The organism is Aeromonas sp. NJAU223, assembly GCF_051125555.1.
GTDB classification, from domain to species: Bacteria; Pseudomonadota; Gammaproteobacteria; order Enterobacterales; family Aeromonadaceae; genus Aeromonas; species Aeromonas veronii_G.
The window spans coordinates 3,269,357-3,283,768 of record NZ_CP144204.1; the positions used below are offsets into that span (position 1 = coordinate 3,269,357).

General features: G+C 59.0%; 15 protein-coding genes. 2 read left to right on the plus strand and 13 right to left on the minus strand.

Going from position 1 to position 14,412, the window contains the following annotated elements:
• Positions 1–118 precede the first annotated feature (118 nt).
• Both VZC39_RS14820 and VZC39_RS14825 read left to right on the plus strand, forming a co-directional pair.
• The gene (locus VZC39_RS14820) at positions 119–583 is read left to right on the plus strand and encodes a TRAP transporter small permease (RefSeq protein ID WP_349922513.1); all 465 of its coding nucleotides are present in this window, start codon (positions 119–121) and stop codon (positions 581–583) included.
• 2 nt (positions 584–585) lie between these two features.
• Complete coding sequence (locus VZC39_RS14825) at positions 586–1,893, plus strand: TRAP transporter large permease (RefSeq protein ID WP_349919013.1); 1,308 nt, start codon at positions 586–588, stop codon at positions 1,891–1,893.
• A gap of 225 nt (positions 1,894–2,118) precedes the next feature.
• Here VZC39_RS14825 and VZC39_RS14830 read toward each other — a convergent pair whose 3' ends face one another.
• The 13 genes from VZC39_RS14830 to tapM all read right to left on the minus strand — a co-directional run bounded on the left by VZC39_RS14830 (position 2,119) and on the right by tapM (position 14,252).
• A complete protein-coding gene (locus VZC39_RS14830; protein WP_349919014.1) occupies positions 2,119–2,334 on the minus strand; it encodes a hypothetical protein in 216 nt (71 codons plus the stop codon).
• A 122-nt stretch (positions 2,335–2,456) separates the two neighbouring features.
• Positions 2,457–3,461 carry a tryptophan--tRNA ligase gene (gene trpS / locus VZC39_RS14835; protein WP_349919016.1) on the minus strand — a complete coding sequence of 335 codons (1,005 nt, stop codon included), beginning with the start codon at positions 3,459–3,461 and terminating at the stop codon, positions 2,457–2,459.
• 19 nt (positions 3,462–3,480) lie between these two features.
• A complete protein-coding gene (locus VZC39_RS14840) occupies positions 3,481–4,143 on the minus strand; it encodes a phosphoglycolate phosphatase (RefSeq protein WP_349919018.1) in 663 nt (220 codons plus the stop codon).
• On the minus strand, positions 4,133–4,804 hold the full coding sequence (rpe, locus tag VZC39_RS14845; RefSeq protein ID WP_349919020.1) for a ribulose-phosphate 3-epimerase: 672 nt from the start codon (positions 4,802–4,804) through the stop codon (positions 4,133–4,135). The genes VZC39_RS14840 and rpe overlap by 11 nt, the downstream gene beginning before the upstream one ends.
• Before the next feature lie 214 nt (positions 4,805–5,018).
• Complete coding sequence (locus tag VZC39_RS14850; RefSeq protein WP_349919022.1) at positions 5,019–5,891, minus strand: Dam family site-specific DNA-(adenine-N6)-methyltransferase; 873 nt, start codon at positions 5,889–5,891, stop codon at positions 5,019–5,021.
• Positions 5,892–5,961: 70 nt separating this feature from the next.
• The gene (locus VZC39_RS14855; protein ID WP_434663568.1) at positions 5,962–7,497 is read right to left on the minus strand and encodes an SPOR domain-containing protein; all 1,536 of its coding nucleotides are present in this window, start codon (positions 7,495–7,497) and stop codon (positions 5,962–5,964) included.
• Positions 7,490–8,569, minus strand: a complete 1,080-nt coding sequence (aroB, locus tag VZC39_RS14860; RefSeq protein WP_434663570.1) for a 3-dehydroquinate synthase — start codon at positions 8,567–8,569, stop codon at positions 7,490–7,492. Before aroB ends, VZC39_RS14855 begins: the two co-directional genes overlap by 8 nt.
• 16 nt (positions 8,570–8,585) lie before the next feature.
• Complete coding sequence (aroK, locus tag VZC39_RS14865; RefSeq protein ID WP_349919028.1) at positions 8,586–9,104, minus strand: shikimate kinase AroK; 519 nt, start codon at positions 9,102–9,104, stop codon at positions 8,586–8,588.
• A gap of 191 nt (positions 9,105–9,295) precedes the next feature.
• Entirely contained in the window at positions 9,296–11,491 is a 2,196-nt protein-coding gene (gene pilQ / locus VZC39_RS14870; protein WP_349919030.1) for a type IV pilus secretin PilQ, read from the minus strand.
• Positions 11,492–11,507: 16 nt separating this feature from the next.
• A complete protein-coding gene (locus tag VZC39_RS14875; protein ID WP_434476155.1) occupies positions 11,508–12,041 on the minus strand; it encodes a pilus assembly protein PilP in 534 nt (177 codons plus the stop codon).
• Positions 12,038–12,637 carry a PilO family type IV pilus biogenesis protein TapO gene (tapO, locus tag VZC39_RS14880; protein ID WP_349919031.1) on the minus strand — a complete coding sequence of 200 codons (600 nt, stop codon included), beginning with the start codon at positions 12,635–12,637 and terminating at the stop codon, positions 12,038–12,040. Before tapO ends, VZC39_RS14875 begins: the two co-directional genes overlap by 4 nt.
• The gene (gene tapN / locus VZC39_RS14885; RefSeq protein WP_349919032.1) at positions 12,634–13,203 is read right to left on the minus strand and encodes a PilN family type IV pilus biogenesis protein TapN; all 570 of its coding nucleotides are present in this window, start codon (positions 13,201–13,203) and stop codon (positions 12,634–12,636) included. The genes tapO and tapN overlap by 4 nt, the downstream gene beginning before the upstream one ends.
• On the minus strand, positions 13,191–14,252 hold the full coding sequence (gene tapM, locus VZC39_RS14890; protein WP_349919034.1) for a PilM family type IVa pilus assembly protein TapM: 1,062 nt from the start codon (positions 14,250–14,252) through the stop codon (positions 13,191–13,193). The genes tapN and tapM overlap by 13 nt, the downstream gene beginning before the upstream one ends.
• Between the last annotated feature and the right edge of the window lie 160 nt (positions 14,253–14,412).

A 14,412-nucleotide genomic window follows, 5' to 3' on the forward strand; every position in this document is an offset into this window, starting at 1 on the left:
GCCCCTCTCATGAGGCTCTTCTATGAAATCCACTCAACAAGCCGCAACCTTCTCAGCCCCACCCGAGCCACCCGTTCAGCACGGCTTCTATGCCGCACTGACCGGGTTCAAACAACGAGTGGATTTGGTTGTTTCCTATCTCTGCATCGCCATCGTGGCCACCATGACCGTGCTGGTGACCTATCAGGTGGCGACCCGGTACCTGTTCAACAGCCCGAGCGCCGTGAGCGAGGTGCTCTCCCGCTACCTCTTCATCTGGCTGGTGCTCATCGGCAGCGCCTATGTCTTCGGCCTGCGCGAACACATGGCGATCACCTTCATGCGCGATCGCATGTCCCACAATGTACGCATTGTGATGGAGATGCTCGGTGAACTGGCGACCACCGCCTTCGCCCTGCTGGTCCTGAGCGTGGGGGGTTACATTGGCATGAGTCGCCAGATGGGACAGCTCGACTCTGCGCTGCAGATCCCCATCGGTGTCATCTATGCCGCCATTCCGCTGTGTGGCGTGCTGACCGTCTTCTATTGCCTGTACAACCAATACGGGTTGGCCAGACAACTCTCCTTCAAGCAAAAGGTATAACCATGGATATTGCGGTTGTTGTCGCGCTGGTGATGTTCATCGGTGCCTTTTTCCTGCTGTTTATCGGCACCCCCATCAGTATCAGCATCGGGCTTTCGTCCTTCCTGGCCATGGCGCTCATCCTGCCCTTCGACGGGGCCATTCTGACCTCGGCCCAGCGGGTTTTCGTCGGACTGGACTCCTTTGCCCTGCTGGCCATCCCTTTCTTCATCCTGGCCGGCAACCTGATGAACAACGGTGGCATCGCCATCCGTCTGATCAACTGCGCCAAGATCATCAGTAACTTCCTGCCAGGCCCCCTGGCCCAGACCAACGTGGTAGCCAACATGCTGTTTGGTTCCATCAGCGGCTCTGGTGTCGCCTCGGCCGCCGCCATCGGCGGCATCATGTCCCCCATCCAGAAGAAGGACAAATACGATCCCGCCTTCAGCGCCGCGGTCAACATCGCCTCGGCCCCGACCGGCATGCTGATCCCGCCGAGCAACTCCCTGATCGTCTATGCCACCGTGGCCGGCAGCGTATCCATCACGGCCCTGTTCATGGGCGGCTACCTTCCCGGCATCCTCTGGGGTCTGGGTGTCATGCTGGTGGCCGGCTTCATCGCCAAGCGCCGTGGTTATGTGGCCGACAAGGGCTCTCTCAAGGGTCAGCACCTCAAGCTGCTGCTCGATGCCATCCCCAGCCTGATGATGATAGTGGTGGTGATAGGCGGCATCCTCGGCGGCATCTTTACCGCCACCGAAGCCTCGGCCATCGCCGTGGTCTACTCCCTGGTGCTCGGCGTCTGCTACCGGAACATCAAGGCCATCGATCTGCCTGCCATCTTCCTGGCCACCGCCAAGATGACCGCCATCGTGATCCTGATGCTGGCCGCCTCCTCCATCATGTCCTGGGTGATGGCCTTCACCAAGATCCCGGCCCTGATCGCCTCGGGTCTGCTCTCCTTCACCGACAGCTTCCTGCTCATCCTGCTGATCATGAACCTGGTGCTGCTGCTGGTGGGCACCTTCATGGATCCCACCCCGGCGGTGCTGATCTTCACTCCCATCTTCCTGCCCATCTGCACCCAGTTCGGCATGGATCCGGTGCAGTTCGGCATCATGATGATCTTCAACCTCTCCCTCGGCACCATCACGCCGCCCGTGGGTCCCATACTGTTCACCGGCTGCAAGATCGGGGAGATAAAGATAGAGGGAGTCATCAAGCCGCTGCTGCCCTTCTTCGCCGTCATCGCCCTGGTCCTGATGCTGGTCACCTATGTACCGGCCATCTCCATGGCCCTGCCGCAAGCCATGGGACTGGTCAACTGATCCCGGCATAGGAAAGCAGCAGTATCGACTTGCCAAAGACAAGTCAGGCATCAGCCCCGGATGATCGGATCATCCGGGGCTTTCTTATGGGGAATGTGCAATAGAAGAGCGGACAGACGAAAACCCCGCCGGGCGACTTGCGCAAGCCTTACGGAGAGTTGATAGAGAAAAGAGATGGAAACAGCAACGCCAACTGGCAGGCGCCGCCACAGCGGCGAAGGGGGATCAGCGATCCAGCAGACGACCTTGCTCCAGCTCACGCTCACGCTGGCACTCGGCCAGATAGATGGCTGCCGCGATGGCGGGCGTCTTGTAATGCTTGTCGATGGCGTTGGAGACCATCAGCTGCAGGGTATTGAGATTCTTGGCCTTGCGAAACTTGCGCAGCCAGTGACCCTTGTCACTCAGTTCTTCAATGACGGAATGTGATTCGACGGACATGCTTTCTCTTGGGGTAAAAACCCGCATTGGCAACGGGAAGGTGAATGCTCGAATACCAGGCTGGTAAAACAAAGAAAGCCAGGCAGATACCCAGCTCTCTTCAACTACACCTTCCCAGTATGTCAGGCTCGAGGAACGAAGCCGACTACATCATAAACGCTGGCCAGTGTTTTTTCAGCCCTTTCCCGCGCTTTTTGTGCACCGGCGGCCAAAACGGCCTGTAGATGAGTCTCATCCTGACGCAGCTCGCGGAAACGCGCCTGGATGGGCTCCAGCAGGGCGACCACGGCATCGGCGGTCTCACCCTTGAGGTGGCCGTACATTTTACCCTCGAAATGCTGCTCGAGTTCTGCAATGGAGCGACCGGTTACCCCGGACATCAGGGTCAGCAAGTTGGAGACCCCCGGCTTGTTCTCCGGATCGAAGCGCACCACGGCCGGCTCGTCGGAGTCGGTCATCGCCCGCTTGATCTTCTTGACGATCTGCTTGGGATCTTCCAGCAGGCCGATGAAGTTGGCCTCGTTGTCATCCGACTTGGACATCTTCTTGGTCGGATCCTGCAGGCTCATCACCCGGGCACCCTCGGTAGGAATGAAGGGCTCAGGCAGGGTGAACACCTCGCCATGCAGGTTGTTGAAACGGGTGCAGATGTCACGGGTCAGCTCCAGATGCTGCTTTTGATCATTGCCGACCGGCACCTGGTTGGCTTGATAGAGCAGAATGTCGGCCGCCATCAGCACCGGATAGCCGAACAGACCAACGTTGACGTTGTTCTCGAAGCGGGCGGACTTGTCCTTGAACTGGGTCATGCGTGACAGCTCGCCCATCTGGGTGTAGCAGTTCAGGATCCAGCCAAGCTCCGCGTGCTGCGGTACATGGGACTGGATAAAGACGGTGCTCTTGGCGGGATCGATCCCCACCGCCAGATAGAGGGCGGCGGCATCGAGGCAAGCCTTGCGCAGGGCGGCCGGATCCTGGCGGGTGGTGATGGCATGCAGATCGACGATGCAGTAGAGGCAATCGAAGTCATCCTGCATGTTGACCCACTGACGCAGGGCGCCCATGTAGTTGCCTATGGTCAGCTGGCCAGAGGGTTGGGCACCGCTCAGTACGATTGGTTTGGTCATGAAGTGTGAGTCCTTGTTGTTAAGCCAGCAGGGCATCGAGTTCGGCAAACTGCTCGCAGACCCAATCCGGATGGGAGTCTGCGATGGGACGGCCATAGTTGTAGCCGTAGGTCAGGCCTGCCACCTTCATGCCGGCGGCCTGGGCGGCCAGCACGTCATTCTCGGAATCCCCCACCATCAGGGTACGGGACGGGTCTATGCCGAGCTCGTGGCAGGCGTGCAGCAGGGGGGCAGGGCTCGGTTTCTTCTCGGGCACGCAGTTGCCGCCGAGCCAGAGCGCGAAGCAATCACCGATGCCGAGGGCATCCAGGATGGGTTGCACGAAGTGGCTCGGCTTATTGGTTACTACGGCCTGCTGGTAGCCGAGGCGCTGCAGGCGGCGCAGACTCTGCTCCACCCCGTCATACATGGTCAGCCCTTCCAGCAGACAGGCACGATAGTGACCGTCGAACAGGGGCCGCGCCTTGGCAAAGAGATCCGGCGCGCCGCAGTAATCCAGTGCACGCTGGATCAGCTTGTCGGCACCATTGCCAACCCAGGTCCGGACCACGGACTCGTCGGCCTCGGCCAGGCCCAGCTCGACGAGCGTGCGGTTGACCGCCAGAGCCAGCTGTGAGGCGCTGTCAATTAGGGTGCCGTCCAGGTCAAACAGCACCAGATCGAAGGGACGTTCAACGGACATGAGCCAACTCCGCACGCATCTGGTCGATCACCGCCTTGTAGTCCGGCTTGCCGAAGATGGCAGAACCGGCCACGAACATGTCGGCACCGGCCTCGGCGATCTCGCGGATGTTGTCCACCTTGACGCCACCGTCGATCTCGAGACGAATGTCACGACCGCTCTCGTCGATCAGGCGACGCACCTGGCGCAGCTTGGCCAGGGTACCGGGGATGAAGCTCTGGCCACCGAAGCCAGGGTTGACCGACATCAGCAGGATCACATCCAGCTTGTCCATCACGTATTCGAGGCAGGAGAGCGGTGTGGCCGGATTCAGCACCAGACCAGCCTGGCAGCCCTGCTCCTTGATGAGTCCCAGGGTGCGATCCACATGGTCGGAGGCTTCCGGGTGGAAGGTGATCAGATTGGCGCCCGCCTTGGCGAAGTCGGGCACGATGCGATCCACCGGCTTGACCATGAGGTGCACGTCGATGAGCGCCTTGATGCCGTAATCACGCAGCGCCTGACAGACCATGGGGCCTATGGTCAGGTTCGGGACATAATGGTTGTCCATCACGTCGAAGTGCACCACGTCGGCCCCGGCGGCCAGCACCTTGGCAACATCCTCACCCAGACGGGCGAAGTCGGCGGAGAGGATAGAGGGAGCAATCAGAAAATCTTTCATCAGCGTCATCCATTGGCAGCTAGGCGGAAAAAACGGCGTGATTTTACCGCAAATGTCAGCCGAAAACGACCCGCAAGCGGAGTAGACCCAGAGGTTCGCTTTATCGCCGTGTTCCGCTGGGAACGGCCTGCCGGTGATCAGGACAAGGGGAAGAAGACCTGGCCAGTATCGCCAGCCTGAAATGACGGCGGCACCCGAAGGTGCCGCCAGCAGACTAGCCGAGCTCGGCCAGTACGGCGTCGCTGGGGTAATAGCCCTGCTCGGGCTCTATGCCCGGTGGGTAGAGCGCCAGCAGCTCGGCCACCTTGTTGCGTCCCCCGCCGTTGCGGCTGATGGTGCGCTTGACCAGGATCTCGTCCAGACGGGCGCCCCGATACAACTCGCGGGTCAGCTCGATATCGTGATTGCTGATGAGCACGGGCACCCGCTTGTGCGCGGCGGTGTGCCGCGCAAGACGCGCCAGCAGCGCCTGATCGTCCAGAGTGAAGCCACCGGCCGAGTAAGTGGTGAAGCTCGCCGTGGTGGAAAGTGGCGCATAGGGTGGATCACAGTAGATGACCCAGTCGGACTGCGCCCTCGCCATAGCGTCGGCATAGCTCTCGCAGATGAAGGTCGCCTTCTGCGCCTTCTCGGCGAAGGCCCACAGCTCTTTCTCCGGGAAATAGGGCTTCTTGTAGGAACCGAAGGGAACGTTGAAGCCCCCTTTCTTGTTGTAACGGCACAGGCCGTTGAAGCCATGGCGATTCAGGAACAGGAACAGCTGGGCCCGCTCAAAACCGGCCTCGGTCTGGTTGAACTGGCTGCGCAGGCGGTAATAGGCAGTCTTGTGGTTGTGCTCGGCCACAAACAGTTTGCGCGCCTCGCTGATGAAGTTGTCCGGCCGCTGCTTGAGATGATTGTAAAGACCGATCAGATCCGGATTGATGTCATTGAGCACATAGGCATCGTAATCGGTGTTGAGAAAGACCGAGCCCGCCCCGACGAAGGGCTCCAGCAACACACGCCCGGCCGGCAACCGCTCGGCAATCTCTTCGACCAGGGAGTATTTTCCCCCGGCCCATTTTAAAAACGCGCGTGTTTTTTTCATGGAAATCCGGTGTTAAGAAGGCAACGCCCAAAAAAGGGGGGAGATTCTACCCCCTTCACGGGCAGCATGGCTATTGCTTCAACTCTTTTTGTATCTGGGCAAATGACTTGGGCCAGGGTTGTCCCTTGAGCAGAGCCGGAGAGAGCTTGCGAATGGCCGTCTTGGCCTGGGCGCTGCTGGCATAGTCACCCTGCACGACCACATACCAGGGGCTGCCGCGGAAGCGGGTCTTGTAGACCCACACCTTGCCCGCCAGGGCATGCTCGGCCACAAAGCTGTCGACCGCCTGGGTATTGCTGGCGCCCATCAACTGAATGCTGTAGTGATTCTTCGGTTTTTTGTTCAGGGTCGAAACCGGCGTCAATGCCACCTTGGGCGCCGCCACGGCAACCGGCACCGCCGCTTTGGGCGCAGCCTGGGCTGTCGGCGCACTCGGCTGGGCATGCTGCGCCGCAGACGGGGTAGCAGGAGCGCTCTTCTGGGTGGCTCCCGCAGAGCTCACGCCAGTCAGCTCGTTCACCACCTCGGTGGGCAGTGCACCGCTGACATTGGGCTGCGTCATCAGCTTCTCGACCACCTCGTCGGAGATGACCACCCGGCGCCCCTCATAGTTGGTCGACTCCGTGGTGACGGTTTCGCTCTCGACCTTCTTGGGCAACGTCTTGGCATCGGATTGCCAGTCTCGTGCCACCTGATCGCCATTCACCGCCGAGCCGCTGGCTTGCGCGCCGCTCGCCGCGTTTGTTTCAAGAGCATCACTGCCAATCGGTGCCGGCAGGGCTCCCTCTTGTGGCTGCTCCCTGGTCTCTTCCTTGCCCATGCCATCGAATAGGGGCAGATAGCTCAAGCCCAGCAGGCCAGCCACAACCAGGGCCAGCACTATCGCAATCTTCTTCACGGGCAACTCGGCCTGACGTTTCTTGGGCCTTCTGTCGGTCATGATATCCTCCAGTGACTGCATGATGGCGGACGGATGTCCGTTTGCGCCATTCAGGATCTCTTCTACCTTGGGCTTGGGCAAGAGGGCAGTCGGGATCTTGAGCTCTTTGGCCTTCTCATACAAGAAGATACGTTGCTCCGGCGGGCTCAGTGGCGCAACCTCCAGCTCGAGCGCGGGCATGGCACGCCCCTTGAGCGCCTCCTTCTGGCTGCGACACCAGACGTCATTGCCACAGACTATGATCGCCAGCTTGTGGGGGCTGGCCAGCGTATCGTTGTGACGGCAGAGTGCCCACAGCTCCCCCACCAGATCCGCAGGCAATTCGTCGGTCCGCTCGATGAGCAGCAGCAGATTCGCGGGCTTGCCATCCAGCATCCGGAAGAAGCTGTCAGCCAGGGCATCCTGCGGATTGAACAGCGGTCTCGCCACCACCTGCTGGAGCAAGAGCTGGCGCACATCCGCCATCTTCATGGCGGCGCTGCCGATCAGGCTCACCACCCGCACCGTATCGGGCAGGCCGTTTAACAAGCTCTCACACAGAGTGCCGCGACCGCTACCGGGTTTGCCGGAGAGAAAGATGAAAGGATGATTGAATTCAATCAGATGCAGCAGCCGGTCGACCAGCTGCCGCTGGGAGGGAAGTTTTAGCAGTTTGCTGTTAGTCACGACCAGACTCGATTACCGCCATCAATTGGGCATCGGTCACATCACCGACGACCTGGGCACGCCCGATCCCGACCGGCAGTACCAGCCGCAGCTTGCCTTGCAGCACCTTCTTGTCGCGACGCATATGGCGAATGAAGGCATCGAAATCCATCTCGGGAGGCGATTTCACCGGCAGATCCGCGGCCAGCAGCAGGGCACGGATCCGCGCAACCTCCTGCCCGGTCAGATCGCCGCGAGCCAGGGCCGTATCCGCCGCCAGCATGATGCCGGCCGCAACAGCCTCCCCGTGCAGCCAGTTGCCATAGCCTTTTTCAGCCTCGATGGCATGACCGAAGGTATGCCCCAGGTTCAGCAAGGCGCGCACCCCGTGTTCGGTCTCATCTTCGGCCACCACTTCGGCCTTGATCTCGCAGCAACGGCGAATGGCATAGGAGAGCGCGTCGGTGTCGAGGCTCTGCAGGCGCTCCATATTCGTTTCGAGCCAGGAGAAAAACTCGGCATCCCAGATGATGCCGTACTTGATCACCTCGGCCATGCCGGCGGCAAATTCGCGCGCTGGCAGAGTCTTGAGGCAATCGGTATCGATGATCACATGTTTGGGCTGGTAGAAGGCACCCACCATGTTCTTGCCGAGCGGATGATTGACGGCGGTCTTGCCGCCAACGGAAGAGTCAACCTGGGAGAGCAGCGTGGTAGGCACTTGGATGAACGGAATGCCACGTTGATAGCTTGCCGCAGCGAAGCCGACAACGTCACCTATCACGCCGCCCCCCAGGGCGATGAGGGTAGTGTCACGACCATGGTTGGTCTCAAGCAGAGCAGACATGATCTGCTCGAAGGTCGCCAGGGTCTTGTAGGCCTCGCCATCCGGCAGGATCAGGTGTTCAACCTGAAAACCGGAAAGCAACTGAATGACCTGCTCAAGATACAAGGGGGCGACCACGGTGTTGGTCACTATCATGACCCGCTTGCCCTTGATCGTCTTAGCCAACACCTCAGGGCGTTGCAACAGACCCGCAGCTATCTCAATCGGGTAGCTGCGCTCACCCAGTTCGACCTTCAACCTTTCCATGGACGTCCTCTATCGATTACATGCCGATCAACTTGACGATTTGATTGGCAACAACTTTTGCACTTTGCTCATCGGTGTGGATGACAAAGTCGGCGACTTCTTCATACAGGGCGTTGCGCTCCAGAGCCAGACGCTCCAGTACTTCACGGGGCGGCTCCTCGGTTTGCAACAGGGGACGACGCTTGTCTCTCTGGGTTCGCGCCAGCTGCTTCTCAATGGTGGTTTCGAGGTAGACAACGATGCCACGGGCGGAAAGCTTGTTGCGAGTCTCGCGGCTCTTGATGGCACCGCCACCCGTTGCCAGCACGATGCCCTGCTGCTCGGCGAGTTCGCCGATCACTTTCTCTTCGCGGATCCGGAAACCCTCTTCGCCTTCAACATCGAACACCCAGCCGATATCGGCACCACTGCGGCGCTCAATCTCATGATCCGAGTCGAAAAACTCCATGTGCAGTTGTTCTGCCAGATGTCTACCTATGGTGCTCTTGCCCGCACCCATGGGACCTATCAGGAAAATATTGCGTTTCTCAGCCATGTCTTTTCGTTAGTAATTACAAACTGTATGGCCCCGGTAAACTCTCGACCGGGGTACCTATGAACCTTATCTTGCGATGGATCAGGAGGGGGATTATCTCAATAGAAATCGGGACTGGCAACCGCAGCCCTTACGCCCCAGCCTCATTGGGGCGTAAGGTTATATGTGTTTTACCCTCACATGTAAAGCATTCAGAGGGCGTCGGTCACGATCCGCGGGGTGACGAAGATCAGCAATTCCCGCTTCTTGTTCTCGCTGGTGGTTTTCTTGAACAGATAGCCAAGACCCGGGATATCCCCGAGCAGGGGCACCTTGCTGACATCACTCTTGATGGTCTGCTGATAGATGCCGCCGAGCACCAGGGTCTCGCCGTTGTTCACCAGCACCTGGGTGGTGATGGACTGGGCGTTGATGGAGACCGCATCCCCGGTACCGGTCGGTACCGTCTCCCCCTTGGTGTCCTGAGTCACGGTCAAGTCCAGGATCACCCGGTTGTCCGGAGTGATCTGGGGAGTGACCTTGAGACTCAGTACCGCCTTCTTGAAGGTAACCGAAGTCGCCCCGCTGGAAGAGGACTCCACATAAGGAATTTCGGTACCCTGCTCAATCAACGCCGGCTTCTGGTTCGCCGTCGTCACCCGGGGGCTCGCGATGATTTCGGCCTTGCTTTCCTTCTCCAGCGCCGACAGTTCCAGATCCAGCAGGGTGCCATTGGCGAGACGGGCCACCTGGAAGGCGAGGGTCCCTGCTGCATTGGTCACTGGCAGGTTGACGTTGAGTCTGTCCTCGACGTTGGGACGAGTAATGGCTGAGGATCCATCATTGTTGCCCGAACCATCATTGCCTTCTATGGTCCCCGAGGTTCCGTTGCCGTGCCCATCCGTCTTGGTCACCCCCCAGCGCACCCCTAGCGCTTCGTCGAAGCCATCGTCAATGGTCACCATGCGAGCCTCAATCACCACCTGCTTGACCGGGATGTCGAGGATATCCAGCATCCGTTTGACGCTACTGATGACATCCGCCGTGTCCTTGACCACCAGCACGTTGGTACGCTCATCCACGCTCACTGCCCCCCTGGGGGAGAGCAGCTTGGTACTCTCCGAGGAGAGCAATGCCGCCACCTCCGCCGCCTTGGCATAGTTGATCTGCATGTACTCGGTATAAAGCGGCGCCAGGTCCGCCACCTGGTTGCGACTCTCCATCTGCTGCTTCTCACGAGCGGCAATCTCTTCTGCCGGCGCCACCAGCAAGATGTTGTTGTCCAGGCGTTTATCCAGCCCCCTGACTTTGAGGATGATGTCCAGTGCCTGCTCCCAGGGCACGCCATCGAGGCGCAGGGTGATATTGCCGGCGACGGAGTCCGTGGTGACCAGGTTCAGATTGTTGAAGTCGGCGATGATCTGCAGCACGGTCCGCACAGGAATATCCTGGAAGTTCAAGGAGATTGGCTTGCCCTGATACTGCTTGGCCGCCGTGGTGGTGACGCGCTTCTTCACCTCTATGATGAACATCTTGTCGGCCTGATCGTAGCGATAGTCGAATTGGCCGTTGACTGACAGTTCAAACAGGGTGTCATTGCCTTGGCGGAAAACTTCCACCTGAGAAACCGGGGTCGCGAAGTCCTGCACGTTGATGAGGTTGAGCTGATCATCCGGGATCCGTGTGCCATGGAACTTGGCCAATACCTTCTGACCGCGGCTGCTGACATCCACCGCCGCCGAACTGTTGTCCAGGGTCACCAGAAACTCCCCCTGCCCCTCCTTGCCACGCCTGAAGTCCGCCCCTTTGACCGAGTTGAAATAGGCCCCACTGCTGGCCTGCTGGGTGGGCAACACAGGTTTGTAGGCCGCGGCAGGAGTGGGAGCCGATACTGGCTGGGGGACGGGCATGGATTGATTTTGAGCAACCCGCTGGGTATCGATCAGCGCTGACTGAGTGACTGGCTGACTCCTGACCAGCGCCGACTGGGTGACTGCAGGCGCCGCTGCCGTCGTTTGGCCCACCTTTTCCCCCAATGACACCAGCAACTTGTTGCCCTGTTGATGCACCTGATAAGGGGTCAGCTGGTCGAGGGCTATCTTGATGTCTAGCCCCTCCCCCTTGCCTTCCACCTTGAGATTGTCCACCCCCTGTTGCTTGATGGGCAGCGGATTGGCCGTTAGCGCACCAACGGCTCCGGGCACATGGAGCAGCAACTGATTGGGTTCATAGGACAATCTGTCGCTAAAGCCACTCACCGGCTCACTGAAGCTCAGCTCCAGCAACAGCTGGTCTGCCAACAAGGGGTTCACCTTGACCTCTTGCAGCGTCGGCACTGCCCATGCTTGATGGCAGGCCCCAAACCACAGCAGCGCCACGCCGGTCATCCTGCTTATTGTTGTTCTCATCTCTGCTCATCCCTGATCATAGTTTTGCGTCGAGATTGGCCATGGCCAACTGGGTTTCTCTGGTGACCCAGCATCCTTTGCCATCCGGTACCGTCTCCATCAAGTCAACATGGGTGTTCGTTATCTTGATGACTCTTCCCTGATCCAGCCCCATATGTTGATTCAATCCAACCCGTACAGCCTGTCCATCGGGCGTATTGATCAAGGCCCATAGCTGTCCCTGCTTGCCGATGGAACCCTTCATGCTCAGACTGGCCAGTGAATAGCGCTCCAGTACTTCTTTCTCACGGTTGGCCACTATCTGGGCACAATCCGGCTTGACCTTGGCATCCACTCTGGAGCTGTTCTCCGGCTGAGGCTCGATGAAGGGGCTGCGCTGATCGTTGCGTTGATAGGCCATGGGGGAGAATGGCTTGATCTCCGGTAGAGGTTCGATGGGAACGGGGGGCCTCGCCTTGGTCTGCTGCACATATTCATCCATGTCTTCCTGCCCCCCACAGGCAGTGAGCAGCAAAGCGGATAACAGGAGGCAGAACGCGTTCAGCTTCATGGTTTCTGCTCCACTGTCTTGCCGTTGTACTTGTAGGTCTTGGCCAGCATCGACATGCCGATCATGTCGCTCCTATCCTTGCCCTGGTTCAGGGTGAAAGACTCCAGGATCACGATCCGCGGCAAGGCCGCCATGTCAGCCGCAAACTTGCCAAGCTCGTGATAGGTCCCGACCACCTCGATGCGCATAGGCAGCTCGGTGGAAAACTCGCGCTGGACCTCGGGTTCCCAGTTGATGCGATTGAGCTTGAGGCCGTTGTCCGTCGCAATGAAGCTGATGTCATCGAGCAACCCCGCGACCTCATGGGTATTAGGCAACTGTTTGAGCTGGTTATCGACCAGATGCTCCAGCTGCACCATCTGTTGCTTGTATGCCCCCAGATTGGCCGCCAGCATAGCCTTGGTCTCAAACTGCCCTTTCAACTCCACCTCTTTGGCGGCCTCCTGTCGCAGTGCCGTCAGGGAACTCGCGATCACGTAGTAATAGATGCCCCCTCCCAGCAAGGCACAGCAGATAGCGATGAAGATCCCCTTGGCCACCTTGGGCCAACGGGCAATGTCATTGAGATCGAGTTCGTTGAGCTGCTGCAGGTTCATGGCTGCCCCTTAGCCTTATTCAGGCTTGTGCTGGCAATCTGGAACATCATGGAGAACTGACTCAATGCAATGGGGGCCACCTCGGCGGTAAAGATGGTGCTGATCTGGGATTCTCCCAACCAGTCAGAGCCGTCTATGCGCCGCATCATGCTGGCTACCCGGCCATAGGCTTCGGCCTTGCCATTGACGTCGATGCGATCGTTCTGCAGTGCAAGGGTATTGAGATACACCCCGTTGGGCACCAGCACGGGTAGCTGGTTGAACAGGCGAACCGGGATGTTGCGCCTCATCTGCAGTTTCTCGATGAGTTCCATTCGGTCGATCAGCTCCTTGCGCCGCTCCTTGAGCAGACGGATCTCGCCGAGCTGGGCATCGAGCAGTGTCATCTCCTGCACTAACCGCTGGTTGCGCTGCTGCTGATGGGAGATCTGCTGGACCACCAACCAATCGATCATGAAAGCCAGCGACGCTGTCGCCGCCAGAAACACCCCCAGCAAGACACCAAACTGCTTCTTCTGGCGTTGTGCCCTGGCGACACGCCAAGGCAGCAAGTTTATATTTGACATGGTGTGAAGCTCCGCAGCGCCAATCCCAGGGCAGCCATGTATTTGGCCCCATGAACGAGCCCCCCCTCTCCCTTGGGTTTGCCAAAGAGCGCAAAGGGATCAGGGTGAGACACCTCACAGCCCAGTTCGCTGCCGATCTGTTTGACAAGGCCGGGCAGCAAGCTCCCCCCCCCTGTCAGCACCAACCGGGAAAGCTCCTTGTTGCCCGATGAGCTGCAAAACAGCTGTACATTGCGCCTCACCTGCAGCGCCAGGGTATTGAGGTGAGGCTGCAGTACCTCGCTCTCATGGTCGGCAGGCAAAGTGCCCTGTGTCTTGGCAAGTTCGGCCTCGTCCAGACTCATGCTGTAAAAAGAGGCCAGCGCCTGGCTGTATTGGTCACCACCGAAGTTTTGCAGGCGGGAGTAAATCACTTGCCCCTTGATTAAGGCGGCAAAGGTCATGGCACTGGCTCCGATGTCGACGATCCCGACCGGCTTTTCCCATGTCTGCAGCTCCGGTAAACAGGCCAGCACGGCACGGCCGAGGGCATGGGCGCCGACATCGACCACCTTGGTATTCATGCCGGCTTCTGCCAAGGCACTGACCCGGCCGCTGACACTTTCGGTGCGGGCTGCGCTCAGCAGCACCTCCTGGCGGCTCTCATCGGCCGTCATTCCCAGGATCTCGAAATCCAGGCTGACTTCATCCAAGGGGAAGGGGATGAGCTGCTCGGCCTCCAGCTGCACCTGGCTCTCCAGTTCGTTGTCGTTGATCCGCGCATCGACCTGAATGACCTTGGTGATGACATTGGAGCCGGTGACTGCGGTAGCCACCTGCTGACAATCGCCCTGAATGAGCCGCTTGAGGGACTTGAGGGACTGACTGACCCGTTCAATATCCTGCAGTTGATAATCGACCAGGGTGCCCTTGGGCATGGCAATCTCGGCGACCGATTCGAGATGCACCTTGCCGGGACGCCCGCTGAGAGTGACGGCCTTGATGGTTTGACTACCAAAATCAATGCCCGCCAAGGAGAGGAGGGATCCTTTGCTTAATAGCCCAAACATATACACATCCATGCGTTATTGGGTTTTAGGACTTATTGTAGGACAGCTCATCACGAGGTGATGACTCAACTCAATATAATGCTAGATCTATCAACGTCATAAAGTTTCTGTCAAAAAATGACGCGTGAACCCTCTCCTCCACTTCTCCCCCTCGCCTTGG